At 72.4% G+C, this 15,978-nt stretch carries 12 protein-coding genes and 1 pseudogene; 6 read left to right on the top strand and 7 right to left on the bottom strand.

Annotation, left to right across the window (positions count from 1 at the left end; genetic code table 11):
- Window positions 1-76 precede the first annotated feature (76 nt).
- From tdh to AC3ERT_RS30275, 4 genes are all read left to right on the top strand, one after another.
- Entirely contained in the window at window positions 77-1,105 is a 1,029-nt protein-coding gene (gene tdh, locus AC3ERT_RS30290; RefSeq protein ID WP_435177997.1) for an L-threonine 3-dehydrogenase, read from the top strand.
- A gap of 111 nt (window positions 1,106-1,216) precedes the next feature.
- Window positions 1,217-2,428: a glycine C-acetyltransferase gene (locus AC3ERT_RS30285; RefSeq protein ID WP_435177995.1), complete on the top strand. Its 1,212-nt coding sequence runs from the start codon at window positions 1,217-1,219 to the stop codon at window positions 2,426-2,428.
- A 4-nt stretch (window positions 2,429-2,432) separates the two neighbouring features.
- Window positions 2,433-3,353: a LysR family transcriptional regulator gene (locus AC3ERT_RS30280; protein WP_435177993.1), complete on the top strand. Its 921-nt coding sequence runs from the start codon at window positions 2,433-2,435 to the stop codon at window positions 3,351-3,353.
- 310 nt (window positions 3,354-3,663) lie between these two features.
- Window positions 3,664-4,059 carry a GNAT family N-acetyltransferase gene (locus tag AC3ERT_RS30275; protein ID WP_335972272.1) on the top strand — a complete coding sequence of 132 codons (396 nt, stop codon included), beginning with the start codon at window positions 3,664-3,666 and terminating at the stop codon, window positions 4,057-4,059.
- A 43-nt stretch (window positions 4,060-4,102) separates the two neighbouring features.
- Here the strand turns inward: AC3ERT_RS30275 and AC3ERT_RS30270 are convergent, their stop codons facing one another.
- Window positions 4,103-5,059 carry an aldo/keto reductase gene (locus tag AC3ERT_RS30270; protein ID WP_435177991.1) on the bottom strand — a complete coding sequence of 319 codons (957 nt, stop codon included), beginning with the start codon at window positions 5,057-5,059 and terminating at the stop codon, window positions 4,103-4,105.
- A complete protein-coding gene (locus AC3ERT_RS30265; RefSeq protein WP_435177989.1) occupies window positions 5,056-6,954 on the bottom strand; it encodes a DUF8034 domain-containing protein in 1,899 nt (632 codons plus the stop codon). Before AC3ERT_RS30265 ends, AC3ERT_RS30270 begins: the two co-directional genes overlap by 4 nt.
- 218 nt (window positions 6,955-7,172) lie before the next feature.
- On the opposite strand from AC3ERT_RS30265, the gene AC3ERT_RS30260 reads away from it, so the two are divergent.
- Both AC3ERT_RS30260 and AC3ERT_RS30255 read left to right on the top strand, forming a co-directional pair.
- Window positions 7,173-7,994, top strand: coding sequence for an amidohydrolase family protein (locus AC3ERT_RS30260; RefSeq protein WP_435177987.1), 822 nt, complete (start codon window positions 7,173-7,175; stop codon window positions 7,992-7,994).
- 207 nt (window positions 7,995-8,201) lie between these two features.
- Window positions 8,202-8,960 carry a GntR family transcriptional regulator gene (locus AC3ERT_RS30255; protein WP_335972268.1) on the top strand — a complete coding sequence of 253 codons (759 nt, stop codon included), beginning with the start codon at window positions 8,202-8,204 and terminating at the stop codon, window positions 8,958-8,960.
- Between the two features lie 153 nt (window positions 8,961-9,113).
- Here the strand turns inward: AC3ERT_RS30255 and AC3ERT_RS30250 are convergent, their stop codons facing one another.
- The 5 genes and pseudogenes from AC3ERT_RS30250 to AC3ERT_RS30230 form a co-directional block, all read right to left on the bottom strand.
- Window positions 9,114-11,135 (bottom strand): right-handed parallel beta-helix repeat-containing protein, encoded by a 2,022-nt coding sequence (locus tag AC3ERT_RS30250; RefSeq protein WP_435177985.1) that lies wholly within the window; start codon window positions 11,133-11,135, stop codon window positions 9,114-9,116.
- Between the two features lie 49 nt (window positions 11,136-11,184).
- Window positions 11,185-12,096, bottom strand: a complete 912-nt coding sequence (locus AC3ERT_RS30245) for a carbohydrate ABC transporter permease (protein WP_335972266.1) — start codon at window positions 12,094-12,096, stop codon at window positions 11,185-11,187.
- 9 nt (window positions 12,097-12,105) lie between these two features.
- Window positions 12,106-13,080, bottom strand: a complete 975-nt coding sequence (locus AC3ERT_RS30240; protein ID WP_335972265.1) for a carbohydrate ABC transporter permease — start codon at window positions 13,078-13,080, stop codon at window positions 12,106-12,108.
- Complete coding sequence (locus AC3ERT_RS30235) at window positions 13,059-14,255, bottom strand: ABC transporter substrate-binding protein (RefSeq protein ID WP_435177983.1); 1,197 nt, start codon at window positions 14,253-14,255, stop codon at window positions 13,059-13,061. The genes AC3ERT_RS30240 and AC3ERT_RS30235 overlap by 22 nt, the downstream gene beginning before the upstream one ends.
- Before the next feature lie 369 nt (window positions 14,256-14,624).
- Window positions 14,625-15,893, bottom strand: a pseudogene (locus AC3ERT_RS30230) (alpha-L-fucosidase); the annotation flags it as partial.
- Between the last annotated feature and the right edge of the window lie 85 nt (window positions 15,894-15,978).

Raw genomic sequence — 15,978 nt, 5'->3', positions numbered from 1 at the left:
AACAGTGGGAGCGCCACCGCGGCCGCGCCGCGCCGATGGCGCCCCCGCAACCTTTTTTGAGGCTCAGGAGTCCGCCGTGAAAGCACTGGTCAAAGCAAAGGCGGAGCCCGGTCTGTGGCTCACGGACGTGCCCGAGCCCGTGCTCGGCGCGGGCGAGGTGCTGATCAGGGTGCTGCGCACCGGCATCTGCGGCACCGACCTGCACATCCGCGCGTACGACGGGTGGGCGCGGCAGGCGGTGCGCACCCCGCTGGTGCTCGGCCACGAGTTCGTCGGGGACGTCGTCGAGGTGGCGCCGGGGGTGAGCGGCATCGCCCCGGGCGACCGGGTCAGCGGCGAAGGGCACCTGGTGTGCGGCACCTGCCGCAACTGCCTGGCCGGGCGGCGGCACCTGTGCCGCTCCACCGTGGGCCTGGGCATCGGCCGGGACGGCGCCTTCGCCGAGTACGTCACGCTGCCGGCGGCCAACGTCTGGGTGCACCGCACCCCGGTGGACCCCGATGTCGCCGCGATCTTCGACCCGTTCGGCAACGCGGTGCACACCGCGCTGTCCTTCCCGCTGGTCGGCGAGGACGTGCTGATCACCGGCGCCGGCCCGATCGGCATCATGGCCGCGGCCGTCGCCCGGCACGCCGGGGCCCGCCACGTGGTCATCACCGACGTCAGCCCCTACCGGCTGGAACTGGCCCGGCAGGTCGGGGTGAGCCTGGCGGTGGACGTGCGCACCTCCAGCGTGGAGGAGGGGCAGCGCGCCCTCGGGCTGCGCGAGGGCTTCGACGTGGGCCTGGAGATGTCCGGCCGCCCCGAGGCGCTGCGGACGATGGTGGCGAACATGACGCACGGCGGCAAGATCGCCCTGCTCGGCCTGCCCACCGAGCAGTTCCCGGTCGACTTCGCCCGCATCGTCACCTCGATGATCACCCTCAAGGGGATCTACGGGCGGGAGATGTACGAGACCTGGTACGCGATGTCCGTGCTGCTGGAGGGTGGCCTCGACCTCGGCCCGGTGATCACCGGCCGCTACCCGTACCAGGACTTCGACGAGGCGTTCGACGAGGCGGCGAGCGGCCGCTGCGGCAAGGTCATCCTCGACTGGACCGCCTGACCCCTCGATACACCCGTTCCCTTACGCCTGTTGCCGTACGTCCGTTGCGGCGCGCCCGTTCTCTTACACCTGTTGCCTTACGTCCGCTGCCGTACGCCCCGAGGAGACCCCGTGTTCGACTCCGTCCGCGCCGACCTGCGCGCCACCCTCGACGAGATCCGCGCCGCGGGCCTGCACAAGCCCGAGCGCGTCATCGGCACCCCGCAGAGCGCCACGGTCGACGTCACCGCCGGCGGCCGCCCGGGCGAGGTGCTCAACTTCTGCGCCAACAACTACCTGGGCCTGGCCGACCACCCCGACGTGGTGGCCGCCGCCAAGGACGCCCTGGACCGCTGGGGCTACGGCATGGCCTCCGTCCGCTTCATCTGCGGCACCCAGGAGGTGCACAAGGAGCTGGAGGCACGGCTGTCGCAGTTCCTCGGCGCCGAGGACACGATCCTGTACAGCTCCTGCTTCGACGCCAACGGCGGCGTCTTCGAGACGCTGCTCGACGAGCACGACGCGGTGATCTCCGACGCCCTCAACCACGCCAGCATCATCGACGGCATCCGGCTGTCCAAGGCCCGCCGGCTGCGCTACGCCAACCGCGACATGGCCGAGCTGGAGCAGCGGCTGAAGGAGGCCGACGGCGCGCGCCGCAAACTCATCGTCACCGACGGCGTGTTCTCCATGGACGGCTACGTGGCGCCGCTGGACGAGATCTGCGACCTCGCCGACCGCTACGGCGCGATGGTCATGGTCGACGACTCGCACGCGGTCGGCTTCGTCGGCCCCGGCGGCCGCGGCACCCCCGAACTGCACGGCGTCACCGACCGGATCGACATCCTCACCGGCACCCTCGGCAAGGCGCTCGGCGGCGCCTCCGGCGGCTATGTCGCCGCCCGCGCCGAGATCGTGGCGCTGCTGCGCCAGCGCTCCCGCCCCTACCTGTTCTCCAACTCCCTCGCCCCGGTCATCGCGGCGGCCTCCCTGAAGGTGCTCGACCTGCTCCAGGACGACTCGCCGACCGGCCCCGGGCCCCGGCTGCGGGCCCGGCTCCAGGAGAACACCGCGCTGTTCCGGGCCCGGATGACCCAGGAGGGCTTCGACCTCGCGCCCGGCGACCACCCGATCGTGCCGGTCATGATCGGCGACGCCGAGCGCGCCGGACAGCTCGCCGACCTGCTCCTGGAGCACTCCGTCTACGCGATCGGGTTCTCCTACCCCGTGGTGCCGCACGGCAGGGCCCGGATCAGGGTGCAGCTGTCCGCGGCGCACTCCGCGCAGGACGTCGAGCGCGCGGTCACCGCGTTCGTGGCCGCCCGGGCGGCCCTGGCAGGATGACCAGGTGATCGACACGCGCCGACTGCGTACCCTGCGGGCCGTGGCGGACCACCGTACGGTGACCGCCGCGGCCGCCGCGCTGTACCTGACGCCCTCGGCGGTCTCCCAGCAGCTCGCGGCGCTGGAGGCCGAGGTCGGCCACCAACTGCTGGTGCGCGACGGGCGCGGGGTCCGGCTGACCGCGGCGGGGGAGATCCTCGTCACGCACAGCAGCACCGTCCTGGCCCAGCTGGAGCGGGCCGAGGCCGAACTCGCCGCCTACGCCGGCGGCGCGGCCGGCACCGTCACCGTGGCGTCCTTCGCCACCGGCATCGCCACCGTGCTCGCCGGGGCGATGGCCGCGCTGGCCGGCTCGTCGCCGGGCATACGGGTCCGGGTGCGCGACGCGGAGGGCGACGAGAGCCTGGCGATGGTGCTGGACGGCCACGCAGACGCGGCGGTCGCCGTGGAGTACCGCGGCGCGCCCCGCGACGACGACCGGCGGCTGTCCCGGGTCGCGCTGTACGCGGAGCCCTTCGACGCGGTGCTGCCGCGCGGCCACCGCCTCGGCGGCTGCGAACGGGTCCGGGTGGAGGACCTCGCCGACGAGAACTGGGTCAGCCCCTACCCGGGCAACCCCTGCCACGACGTGGTCACCCTCGCCTGCGAACTGGCCGGCTTCCAGCCGCGCGTGGCGCACTCCTCCGACGACTTCCGGGCGGTGGCCGCCCTGGTCGGCGTCGGCGCCGGGGTCGCCCTGGTGCCGCGCTCCGCGCTGCGCGGCGTCCACCTGCCCGAGGTCCAGGTCCGCCCGGTCGCCGGCAGCCCCGCCACCCGGCGCGTCTTCGCCGCCGTACGCCGCGGCGCCGAGGACCACCCCCTGATCCGCCCGGTGCTGGCCGCCCTGCGCGAAGCCGCCACCCACCTGCGCCCCGACCCCGCCTGACCGCCTGCCCCTGGACCGTGTCCGACCGATCCCGCCCCCATGGCCAGGGGGCATGGGGGTGCCCCCATCCGGCGGGGCCTGGCACACGCGCTCTCCCCTTGCCTTCGGCGGGAGGGGCCCCAGCGTTGCCGGTCGTCGGCGCGGCCCGCTGCGCTCTGTTCCCCCCGGGGCTTCGCCTGGGAGGGACCCCCACCCTCCGCCTTGCGATCGGGGGCACCTCCCGTGCCGGAGGCCATGGTGGAGCACAGGCCCCATCGCCCCGCCTCTTGGGCTGGACGACGTTGTGTGTCACACGGCTTAGGCTCACGGGATGGGGATCGCATACGAGTGGCGCGGGCAGTTCGGCAACGGCGAGGTCGAGGCGCTGCACGCGGCCGGTTTCGGGCACGAGGCAGGGGCGACGGACTGGTGGGGGCGGGTGTGCGGGCACAGCCTGGGGTGGGTGTGCGCGCGGGAGGCGGGGGAGCTGGTGGGGTTCGTGAACGTGGTCTGGGACGGCGGGGAGCACGCGTTCGTGCTCGACACGGTCGTGGCGCCGGGCCGGCAGCGGACGGGGGTCGGGGCGGGGCTGGTCGAGGAGGCGGTCCGGCGGGCGCGCGGGGCGGGGTGCGGGTGGCTGCACGTGGACTTCGAGGAGCGGTTGGCGCCGTTCTACCTCGGGTCCTGCGGCTTCACCCCCACGGCCGCGGGCCTGATCGCGCTGTGAGCGGTCCTCGCCGCCGCGGCGGCGAGGGCCCTGCGGGCCGCGCCTACGGCAGCAGTTGCCGAGGTACGAAGCCCTCGTCGGCCAGGCGCTCCCACAGCTCGGCGGGGATCGGCAGCCGCGCCGCCCCGGCGTTCGCGGCGACCTCCGCGGCCGAGCGGCAGCCGACGACGACCGAGGTCACCGCCGGGTGCAGGTAGGGGAACTGCACGGCCGCCGCGGGCAGCGGCACCCCGAAGTCCGCGCAGATCTCCTGGCAGCGCCGGGCGCGAACCAGCTCCCGCGCCGGCACCGGCCGGTAGTTGAACATCGCGCCGTCCGAGGGGTCGGCGAGCAGCCCGGTGTTGAAGACCCCGCCGACCACCACGGCGGTGCCCCGCTGCGCGCACAGCGGCAGCAGCGTGTCCATCGCGTCGTGGTCGAGCAGCGAGAACCGGCCCGCGATCAGCACCACGTCCACCTCGTAGCCGGCGACGTACTCCGCCAGCGGCGCGCAGTGGTTCATGCCGAACCCGATCGCCCTGACCAGGCCCTCGTCGCGCAGGCGGCGCACGGCCGCGTACGCTTCCGCGCGGACCTGCTCGGCGTAGTCGTCCGGGTCGTGCAGGTAGAGGATGTCGACGAAGGAACGGCCCAACCGCTCCAGGCTGGATTCCAGCGAGGCGCGGATGCCGCGCTCGGACCAGTCGGCGACCACGTCGGTGCCCGAGCCGTCGGCCCGCGGGCGCAGCAGCCAGCCGGTCTTGGTGGAGATCACCGGGTCGGCGACCCCGGCCGGGGCCAGCAGCCGGCCGAGCCGGTCCTCGGCCTGGCCGTGCCCGTAGCGCGGTGCGGTGTCGAAGTAGCCGATGCCCGCCTGAGCGGCGGCCCGGAGCGTGTCGGCCGCGTCCTGCTCGGTGACCTCCTCGAACAGCCCGCCCAGCGGGGCGGTGCCCAGGCCGAGCGGGGGCAGCGCGAACGGCAGCGAGGTACCGGCGCCGCGCGGGGCGGCCGCGGCGCTCACCGGGCCTCCTGCCAGGGGGAGGTACGGGCCGGCTCCGCGCCGCGCAGCGTCATCGCCAGCGTCAGCCGCACCTGGCTGCCGCCGGGCAGCGCCACCTTGACGTAGCGGCCCCGCACCGGCAGCGTGTCGCCGTCGTCGGCGCGCACCGAGTGCAGCACGTGCTCGGCGAACGAGCCCGCCTGCACCAGCAGCGTGCGCGGCGCCGTACCGGTGTTGACCAGCTCCACCACGGTGTGCTCCGGGCGGATGTCGCGCACCAGCGCCGCGACGTCCCGAGGCAGCCCGGGCCGCTGCTCCTCCGCGTCGTGGTAGCGCACGTGCAGCTGCGCGAGGCCGCCGTTGTAGAGCACCTGCGGGGAGCCGGTGGTCAGTTGCAGCAGCGCCTCGGTGACCACCGGGTTGAGGTTCTGCCAGTGGTGGATGCCCAGCGCGTCCGGTCCGACCGCCGGGTCCACGCTGTCGCCCTCGATCTGCGCCAGCCGCTGCGCGCACACCTGGAGCGCGCCGGCGAGCATCCGCTCGGGGAAGTCCGCGTTGCGCCCGCCGAGGAACTCGTGCCAGGGCTCCTCATGGCCGCACTCGTCCTTGGTGCGCTGGACGTGCACCTCCGCCCAGTCCCAGCGCGCGCCCGCCCGCAGCTGCTCGATCCGCGCCGCGTCCGCCGGGTCGCGGCTGAAGTGCCACAGCGCCAGCGGGAGTTGGGTGGGCATCACGGTGAAGTCGAACCAGCCCGAGTCGTTGTGCCGCTGCGGGACCATCAAGGTCCGCTCGCCCGGGATCGTGGCCAGGTGCGGCTGCCACCGCTTGCCCAGGGTGCCCATCTGGTCGGCGGTGCGCTGCTCGGCGTGGCGCAGCACCGCGTCCAGCGGGTTGCGGGCCAGCTCCAGGTAGGAGTCGTCGCCGGTCACCGCCACCGCGTTGACCGCGCCGACGATCGCGGCCGAGGCGACCGACGACAGCCCGTGCGGCCACGACCAGCCGTAGTGACCGCCGTACCAGCGGCCCTCCAGGTACGCGCCGACCTCGCCGTCGAGCCCGGCGTTGTCCGGGAGCACCTCGCGCCCGGCCAGCCGCTCCCGCCAGGCTCCGGCGTACTCCGCGACCCAGTCGGCGTACCGCCGCCCGCCGCCCAGCAGCCAGGCGTTGGTGGCCAGCGTGGTGGAGGCGAGGTTGACCAGGGTGTCGCCGCGGCCCATCCGGTCCCACATCACCCGCCCGTAGGCGCGGGCCCGCGCGGGGTCCGCGGCCAGCTCGTCGAAGGAGGACACCCCCGTGCCCCAGTCCAGCGGCAGGCCGTACGGGCGCAGCGCCAGGCTCCACGGGAAGTACACGTCGTGGTCGCTGAAGCCCGGGCGCGGGCCGCCCGCGCCGTTGTGCGGCGCCCCGATCACCCGGTGCACCGGGTCGTAGTTGGGGCCGCCGGGCAGGTAGACGTCGGCGAAGCGGCAGGCCAGCTCGCGCAGTTCGGCGTCACCGGGGTCGGCCAGGCACAGGCCGTAGAAGAGCAGCATGCCCTCGCCCTGGTGGAACCAGTCGTAGCCGCGCTCCAGGCCTCCGGTGACCAGGCCCATCTCGGTGAGCTGCGCGGTCACCCCGCGCCAGTGCCGCCGTGCGGCGGCCAGCAGGTCGGTGCTGCCGCCGAGCAGGTACAGCGTCGGCCAGTTGAAGAACGGCTCGTAGAAGTCGTCCACGCCGTCCCGGTCGTCCAGGCCCTCGCCGAGCGAGTCGCGGAAGACCAGGCGGCCGTCGCCCTCGGTGTAGCGGTCGGCGAAGACCCGCCACGCCTTGTCCTGCACGGCGAACAGCTCCCGCTCCAGCGCGGCCCACCGGGGGACCTCGGTGACGCGGCGGGTGGCGGTCAGCTCCGGTTGGCGCGCGGCGCCGGGTACGGTCATCGGCCCGCCGCCCGCGCGGCCGGCCCGCCGTCGATTGCTTCAACCCCGAGCATCGGGTACACCCGACCTCCCATAATCGTTCATCGATAGCCGATTTCTAGACTTCATTGCGGGGGCTGCCGTGTCAAGAGCCGCCGCGGCACCGCGAAGACCGCCTCGGGGGCTGCCACCGTCGGCCGCCGGCAGCGCCGCCCACCCGCCTGACCAGGGAGCACACCATGATCGACAGCCACGCCCACCTGTGGGACCCGCGCCGCGGCTTCCCCTGGATACGGCCGGACTCCCCGCACCACCGGCCCTTCACCGCCGACGACCTGGCCGCCTCCGCCGTCGGCACCGGTGTGCGGGGCACCGTGCTGGTCGAGGCGTCCCGCGGCGACGCGGGGGAGACCGACGCCCTGCGCGCCCTGCGCACCGCCCGCCCGGACCTGGTCGCCGGCTACGTCGGCAACCTCCATGTGCACGGCGGCGCCGGCCCCGAGCGCTTCCGCGCCCTGCTGGGGGAGTGGGGCGCGAGCGGCCCGGGCGGCATGCGGATGGGCGGCCGGAGCTGGGCGGACACCCCGCCGCAGGCCCGCGCCCTCCTCCCGGTGCTCGCCGAGGCCGGCGTCGTGCTCGAACTCAACCTGGGCGAGCGGGCGCTGCGCACCGCCGCCGAGGCGGCCGCGCGCCACCCCGGGCTCGCCGTGGTCGTCGACCACCTCGGCAACCCGCCGCACCTCGACGCCGACCCGGGGCCGTGGTACGAGGACCTGGCGTACGCCGCCGCGCACCCGGGCGTGCACGTCAAGATCTCCGGCCTGCTCACCCAGCAGCACGGCGTGCCCGCCGACCGCGTCTCCCGCCTGGTCCGGCAGGTCGTCGACGCCGTCGGCCCGGCGCGCTGCCTGGCCGGCTCGGACTGGCCGATCTGCCTGCCGCGCGGCACCCGGCAGGAGTCGCTGGCCGCCGCCCGCGCCGGGCTGGCCCACCTGCCCGCCCGGGAGCGGCGCGAGGTGCTGCACGGCACCGCCGTACGCGTGTACGGGCTGGGCGGTTGACAGTGTCCGGCGCCCCTGATTCGATTTGACTGATCGATAGGCGATAGATGAACACCCCGGCGCCCTTCCACCGCGCGCATGGTGCGGCGAGGGCCGATCGCTCCGGGGTGTCACAGCGGTTACGCGGCAGTGGGCGGTTTTCCATCGATAGACGATGAAAACGCGTACCCTGGACGGACCCGCCCCCACGAAGCAGGATTGGGAATCATGGCATCGAACCCGTCGGCTGAGTTCGTCTCCACGCTGGCCACCAACAAGGACCGGTTCCGCAAGACCCTGATCTCCGACCAGGTCTACGGGCTGCTCCGCCAGTCCATCGTCGACGGCGAACTCGGGCCGAACGACCGGGTGGTCGAGTCCGAGATCGCCCGCAGACTCGGGGTCAGCCAGGCGCCGGTGCGCGAGGCGGTCAAGCAGCTGGCCCGGGAGGGCCTGCTGATGCACGTGCCGCGCCGCGGCCACTTCGTCGTCGAGATCTCCTCGCAGGACGCGGAGTACGCCCGCCAGGTCCGCGAACCGCTGGAGCGGCTCGCCGCGCGGCTCGCCACGCAGCACGTCACACCCGAGCAGCTCGCCGCGCTCGACGCCCTGGTCGAGCAGATGCACGCCGCTGTCGCCACCAATGACGTCAGCCGCTTCCGCGACGCCGACATCGAGTTCCACACGCTGATCAGCCAGAGCGCCGGAAACCCGTTCCTGGCCCGCATGTGGGAGGTCATCGAGCCCAGCCTGCGCACCCTGCGGGCCATCGCCGACCCGCTCTTCGAGGGCGACTGGCACGCGATGGCCGACGAGCACGGGCGGCTGGTGGGCCTGCTGCGCGCCGGCGACGCGGAGGCGGCCGCCGAGGCGTTCGCCGACCACGCCGCCGGGCGCGGCCCGGTCCCCGACGCCCGCGCGGCCAAGCAGCCCGCCAAGCCCGCGGGCGCCAAGTCCGGCAGGTCCGCGGCCAAGTCCCGCGCCTGAGCAGCACGTTCGGCCCCGGGGAGCACGCGCGCCCCGGGGCCGACGCATGCCCGCAGCCGCAGCCGCAGCCGCAGCCGCAGCCGCAGCCCGCAGCACGACCGTGCCCGGGCCGGAAGTGCGGCCCGGGCACGGTCGGTTCAGCCGCGCGACCTGCTAACGGCGCGCGCCCGCCGTCCACTTGGCCGCCCCGTACTGGTAGGCGCCCAGGCTCGGGACGGCGTCGGTCGAGCCGTCGTTGACGCCCGCCAGCGGGATCGCCGCGTTGCGGGCCGGCGAGGCGGCCGTCAGTTCGTAGTCGTGGTCGGCCGCGTCCACGAAGAGCGGGTCGGTCGTGGCGGTGTCGAGGTTGTTCGACATCACCAGCCCGCCGTCCGTGGCGCCGTCGGAGCCGGTGATCGGGCCGATGTTGTTGTAGATCTTCGTCCCGGTCGACTGGTCCGTGCCCTTGACGTACATCATCGTCATGCCGCCGGTGTTGTTGTACACGCCGTTGTTGTACGACCCGGAGCCCAGGCCGTTGAGCATCACCGTGCCCTGGAGGTTGTTCCAGCCGACGTTGTCGGCGATCACCAGGTCGCTCTGCCCGTTGTCGGCGTAGACGCCCGCGACCGCGAACGGGGTGACGCCCGGGGTCGGGGTGCCGTCGTGCAGCAGGTTGTGGTCCACCGAGGTGCCCATCATGTCCGCGCCGCAGCAGGTGTAGATGCCCGCGGTGTCCAGGCTCAGCCGGGCGTACTGCGAGATGTCGTTGTACGCGATCCGGTCCTTGCCGGCGGTCAGCCCGCTGGTGGTGCCCCACTGGAGGTTGATGCCGCTGCGGCCGACCCGGTAGATGGTGTTGTTCAGCACCGTCTGGGAGTTGCCCATCACGGCGATGCCCGCCGCGTAGGTGCCCATGTAGTCCACGTCGTGGATGATGTTGTCGGTCGCGGTGTTGTTCTGCCCGGCCAGCGCGATGCCGTTGCCGGCGCTCAGCGACAGGTCGCTGTTCACGATGGTGTTGTACGTGCCGTTGAGCACGATCCCGGTGTCACCGACCCCGCGGTCCACGCTGGACCCGCAGTCCGTGGCGCCCTGCGTGATGTCGGTGTAGTGCGACAGGTAGGTGCCGGTGAGCGTGTCCAGCGTGTCGTGGGTGCTGGTCGAGCCCGTGGTGATGGTGGACGCGAACAGGTTCAGGCCCACCACCGAGGTGTAGGACGCGTTCGTCAGGTCGAAGGCGCGCTGCCGGGCCTTCGCCTCCACCGTGTGCTGCGCGGGGCTGTCGGTGCTGTACAGGTACAGCCGGTGCGCGGCCGGGTCGTAGAACCACTCGCCGGGGTTGGCCAGTTCGCCGATCTTCCCGGACAGCGCGTAGCGGGTGTCGGTCGGCACCACCTTGTGCACGCACGGCGGCGCCGCGGACAGCGTCACCGAGCCGGTGTCCGAGGCGGCCACCGTGGAGGTCGCCGAGACGTACCAGTAGCCGGTCAGCGCCCGGCCGCCGTTCCAGTAGCCGGCCGGCCGGGTCAGCGCGGCGTCGTCGATGGTGGCGTCCGCGCTGCCGGCGCCGGCGTGCTCGATGGCCGGGTTCAGCAGGTCCAGGCCCGGGTAGGGCCACTGCGCCTCGATGTCCATCGCCTGGTCGGTGAAGACCTGCACCGTGGTCGGGTCGCTGCCCAGGTCCACGTCGGTGCTCCACACATGGCCCGCGGCGACCGCGTCGCTGAACAGCGAGTCCTGCGCGTAGGGGTCGCTCTGGGCGATGGCGGTGACATCCGCGCCCGTCACCTGGCTCCAGCCGCTCAGCGCGGAGGCCCCGCTGATCGTCACGTCGGCGCCGGGGGCCGCGCGGTAGGTGATCGGCAGGCCCGAGCTGCCCGAGTGCGCCGGGGTGACCGTCTCGCGGTAGGTGCCCGACTCGATCAGGCAGGTGTCGCCGGCGACCATCACGTCCGCGCACTTCTGGATGTGCTGGAACGCGGTGGCGGCGGCCAGCCCGTCGGCGGTGTCGCTGCCCGACGGCGCGACGTAGTAGGTCTGGCCGGTGGCGGCCGCGTGCCGGTGGCCTTGGGCGGCGGCCGGGGAGGCCGCCGCGGCCATCGACAGCACCGCGATGGCGCCGGCCGCGGCGGACAGCAGGCCCCGGCGGGCCCTCGTGCCCGATATACGTGATCTGTACAGGATGTTCAGCACTCCATTGTCCTTACTCCTGACGGGACCGATGGGAACCGGACGGGCGGCGTCATCCCTTGACCGCGCCGACCGTGAGACCGCTGATGATGTGGCGCTGCATGTAGAGGAAGAAGATGACCACGGGGGCCACGGCGAGCAGCAGGTTCGGGAAGACCTTCGTGAGGTCGGTCGAGTACTGGCTGATCCCCGCGTAGATGGCCGTCGTCACCGTGTAGTGGCCCGACGACGGGCTGAGCAGGATCTGCGGACTGATGAAGTCGTTCCAGATCCCGATGGAGTTGAGGATCAGCACGGTCACCACCGCCGGGCGCATCAGCGGGAAGATGATCGTCCAGAACGTGCGGTAGCGGCCCGCGCCGTCGATGGTCGCCGCGTGGTCGATGTCGACGGGGATGGTGCGGATGAACCCGACGAACAGGAAGATGCTCACCGGCAGCGTGGACGCCACGTCGTGGGCGACCAGCCCGGTGACGGTGTTGGCGAGCCCGAGGTCGCGCAGCACGTAGATCACCGGGATGATCACCGCCGCCCCCGGGATGAAGGTGCCCGCCAGGAAGTACAGCAGCACCAGTTGGGTGCGCCGCTTCAGGCTGCGGGCGATCGCGTACGCCGCCGGCCCGGCCAGCGCGATGCACAGCACGTCCACCGCCACGACCAGGAACAGCGTGAAGCCGTAGCCGCCGATGACGTTGTACTGCGGGCTGTGCACCGCCGCCGACAGGTGGGACAGCGTCAGCCGGCCCGGTACCAGCGAGAACGGGTTGTTCAGGATGTCGTCCTGCGACTTGAAGCTGTTGACCACCAGCAGGTACAGCGGCACCACCATCACCACGAACAGCAGGCCCAGCAGCACCCACCGCAGCGGGGAGCGCGCCTCCCGCCGCTCCGCCAGGGACAGCGTGCCGCCCCCGCCCCGCCGGCCCTTGCGCCTTTCCTCGGTCGCCGCCTCCAGCACGGCCATCGCCGCCTCCTAACCTGTCGCTGCTTGGTCTTGGCGGTTGCGCAGTGCCGTCACCACGAGGGCCAGCACGGCGGAGACGACCATCAGGAACACCGCCTGAGCAGTCGCGTAACCGACCTTGGTGCCCTCGAAGGAGCGGGCCAAAATGAGATACGAGAACGTCTGGGTGGAGCCGGCCGGGCCGCCCCCGGTCAGGCTGACCACGATGTCGTAGGCGCGGATCAGCCCCACCAGGTTCAGCACGGTGGCGATGGTGACCACCGGCGCGATCATCGGCACCACCACCCGCAGGTTCGTCTGCCGCCGGTTCGCGCCGTCGATCGCGGCGGCCTCCAGCAGCTCGGCGGGCACCGTCTGGAGCGCCGCCACGAACAGCACCACGTTGAAGCCGAAGCCGGCCCACACGATGACGCCGATCAGCGACATCAGCGCCATGTGCTCGTCGAAGAGGAACCCGACCGGGCCGAACCCGAACTTCGCCAGCGTGTTGTTGATGGCGCCGTTGGTGCCGAGGATCGCCGCCCACAGGTAGCCCAGGATCAGCGCGCTGATCACGTGCGGGAAGTACGCCACCGCGCGGAAGAAGGAGTTGCCGCGCGAGCGGCCCTTGAGGATCAGCGCGTAGGCCAGGCCGAGCCCCACCTCGAAGACGGTGCCGACCGCGGCGATCAGCGCCGTGACGTACCAGGACTGGGTGGAGTTGGGGTCGTCGAACAGGTGCCGGTAGTTGTCCAGGCCGATGAAGTCGGCCGAGGAGAAGCCGTTCCAGTTCGTCAGGCTCAGATAGACCGCCACGCCGACCGGCACGACGGTGAGCACCGTGTACAGCACCACCGCCGGGCCGATCATGGCCAGCGAGACCGCCGCCGCCTTCAGCCGGGCGGCCTGCCGGCTGGTCGCCGGTCCCTTCGGGGCCGGCGCGTCGGGGGCGGGGGGCGCGCCGGAGCGCTGCCCCCGCCGGGTCAGCTCTGCGAGTTCCACCACTTGTCCAATCCGGACGCCGCGCTCTTCGCGGACTTGCCCGAGAACAGCGACTGGACCGTCGTGTTGAGCTGGTCGCTGTAGCCGCTGAGCGGCTGGCGCTCACCGGACTTCACGATCACCGACGGCGCCTCGTCCAGGATCTGCTGGACCGCCGTGCCCAGGCTCGACATCGGGTACGTGAAGCCCTGCCGCAGGTTGCCGTCGGCCGCCAGCTGGCTCTTGACCGCGGCCGGGTCGGTGACCAGCCACTTGACGAAGTCGATCGCCGCCGCCTTGTGCTTGGAGCGGTTGACCACCACGTACGGGTCGGAGATGTTGCCGAACTGGCCGGAGGGGTAGGCGCCGTCGGTCGGCATCGTGAACACGCCGATCCCGTCGCTCTTCTTCGCCTGGTCCGCGGCCGGCACGAAGTACGAACCCATGATGTACATCGCCGACTTGCCGTTCAGGAACGCCGTCTGGCCGTCCGCGTACGTCAGTCCGAGCGCGCTCTTGTTGAGGTACCCGGCGTCGATCCAGTTCTTGTAGTCCTGGAAGTAGGCGGTGTAGCCGCTGTCGGCGAAGCTGACCTTCTTGTCCTTGCGCTCGACGGTCCAGTTGGGGTCGGCGGTCATCACCCCGGCGTCGGCCATCATCGAGAACTGCGCGCCGGTCACCCACTGCCCGGCGGTCTGGAGCGGGGTGTAGCCGGCGGCCTTCAACCGGCCCATGGCGGCGGTGAACTGCGCCATCGTCTTGATGGCGGAGGCGTCCACGCCTGCCTTGGTGAAAGCGGCCTTGTTGTAGAAGACCAGCGACTGGATCTGCTCGCCGACGCCCACCACATAGCGCTTGCCGCCGATCGCGTACTGGTCGGCGAGCGGGGTCTTGGCGGTCCAGGGCTGGTCGCTGAGGTCGGTGTACAGGTCCGCGTCGTCGGCGGTCGGGGTGATCTGCTGGGCGATGTCCGGTGGGTCGCCCGCGGCCAGGTCCTGGGTGAGCTTGGCGTTCGCGGAGATGGTGCCGGTCAGCTCCAGCTTCACCTTCGTACCCGGGTGCGCCTTCTCGTACCGGTCGAAGAGCGTGTTCCAGTACTGCTCGGTGAGGTTGGGGGTGATGTTGACGATGACGCGCAGCGTCGTGCCGTCGGCGGAACTCCCGGAACCGCTGCCGCCGCAGGCCGCGGCCGATGCCATTACCAGAGGGGCCGCGGCGAGAGCGCAGGTGCGGCGCCAGATCTTTCTCATTTCGGGACACGCTCCGTTGCGTAGTCATGGATCACGAACGGCCGAGATCGCGGGCACACGAGGTCGGCGGGTCGACAAACGGCGGAAGACCCGGATACGGGACCCGGATGACGTTCCGCTGCCCGGGGCGCGGCGCCGGGGTCAGGTCCAGGCCGCGCCCGCGGGAGGCGGTGGCCCGACGGCCCGGATGGGGCCGCAGGAACCCTCACTCCCGAGGATTATCGTCTATCGATTACTGATGCTAGGTGCGGTGCCGCGCATGTTCAAGAGTCGTGCGGCAAGCGCTTGCCCGCAGGACGCCCGGCCGTTCCGCCGCGGTCACGACTCCTCCGTCATGACCAGCTCGATCACCGGAAGCAGCACGTCAGGACGGGTGACCGGGACGGTCAGCGTGAGCGTGTCGGCGCTGCGGCCGGGCGGGGCGAGGTTGTTGTGCTCGTGCTGGGCGCCGTCCAGCTGCTGGAAGCGGACCTCCGAGCCGTCGTGCAGGAACTGCGCGTAGCGCACCCGCCCGGCCAGCCCGCGCAGATGGACGTGCTTGAGCGGCCACACCGGCAGGTGCAGGTAGAGGCGGTCGCCGGCCCGGGTGTACAGCGCGCCCGGCGGGGGTTCGTACGCGCTCGGGCCCGCGCCGTGCACGGCCCGGGCGTGCGGCCGCATCCAGTCGGCGATCTCCCGCAGGGTGCGCCGCGCCCGCGGGTCCAGGGCGCCGCGGCCGGTCGGGCCGACGTTGAGCAGCATGTTGCCGCCGCACGCCACCGACTGCACCAGCATCCGCACCAGCAGCGCCGGGTCCTTGTAGTCGTGGTTGTCCCGGTCGTACCCCCAGGACCCGTTGAGGGTGTGGCACGCCTCCCACATCACCGGCACGCCGTCGCGCTCCAGCGGCGCGTCCGGCTGGTACTGCTCGGGGGTCACGTAGTCGCCGCCGGTGCCGAGCCGGTCGTTGACCACGATGCCCGGCTGCAACTCCCGTACGGTGGCGAGCAGTTCCTCGGCTCCCCACTGGGCCGGCCCCATGCCGGGGTAGCTGAAGTCGAAGAAAAGCAGGTCGATCGGGCCGTAGCCGGTCAGCAGCTCCCGCACCTGGCCGTGCAGGTAGGTGCGGTAGCGGGCCAGGTCGCGGGGCTCGCGCTCGGCGGGCGTGCCGCGCAGCGGGTGGTGCCGGTCGACGGGGAAGTCGCCGTGGTGCCAGTCGAGGAGCGAGTGGTACAGGCCCACCCGCAGCCCCTCGGCCCGCATCGCGTCGGCGAACTCGGCCACCAGGTCCCGGCCGACCGCCCGCGCGGAGGTGTAGTCCGTGAGCGCGGAGTCGAACAGGCAGAAGCCGTCGTGGTGCTTGGTGGTCAGCACCGCGTACCGCATCCCGGCCTCGCGGGCGGCCCGCGCCAGTTCGCCCGCGTCGAACAGGTCCGGGTCGAAGTGCTCCAGGTAGCGGTCGTACGCCTGCTGGGACATGGCCTCCCGGCTGCGCACCCACTCGTGCCGGGCGGCCATGCTGTACAGCCCGAAATGGACGAAGAGTCCGAAGCGCGCGGCCCGGAACCACTCGATGGATGGCGTGGGCACTGAAGTCTCCTGCCGTGGTTGACAGCTCTTGTCGGTCGGCTGTTATCTACCATCGATAGGCGATAATGTCACTGAGGGTTGCGTGCAGAGCTGTGCGCGGAAA

Source organism: Actinacidiphila sp. bgisy145, from assembly GCF_057708125.1.
Note: the sequence above shows the minus strand (reverse complement) of the source record. Positions and strands in the feature narration are given on the sequence as shown.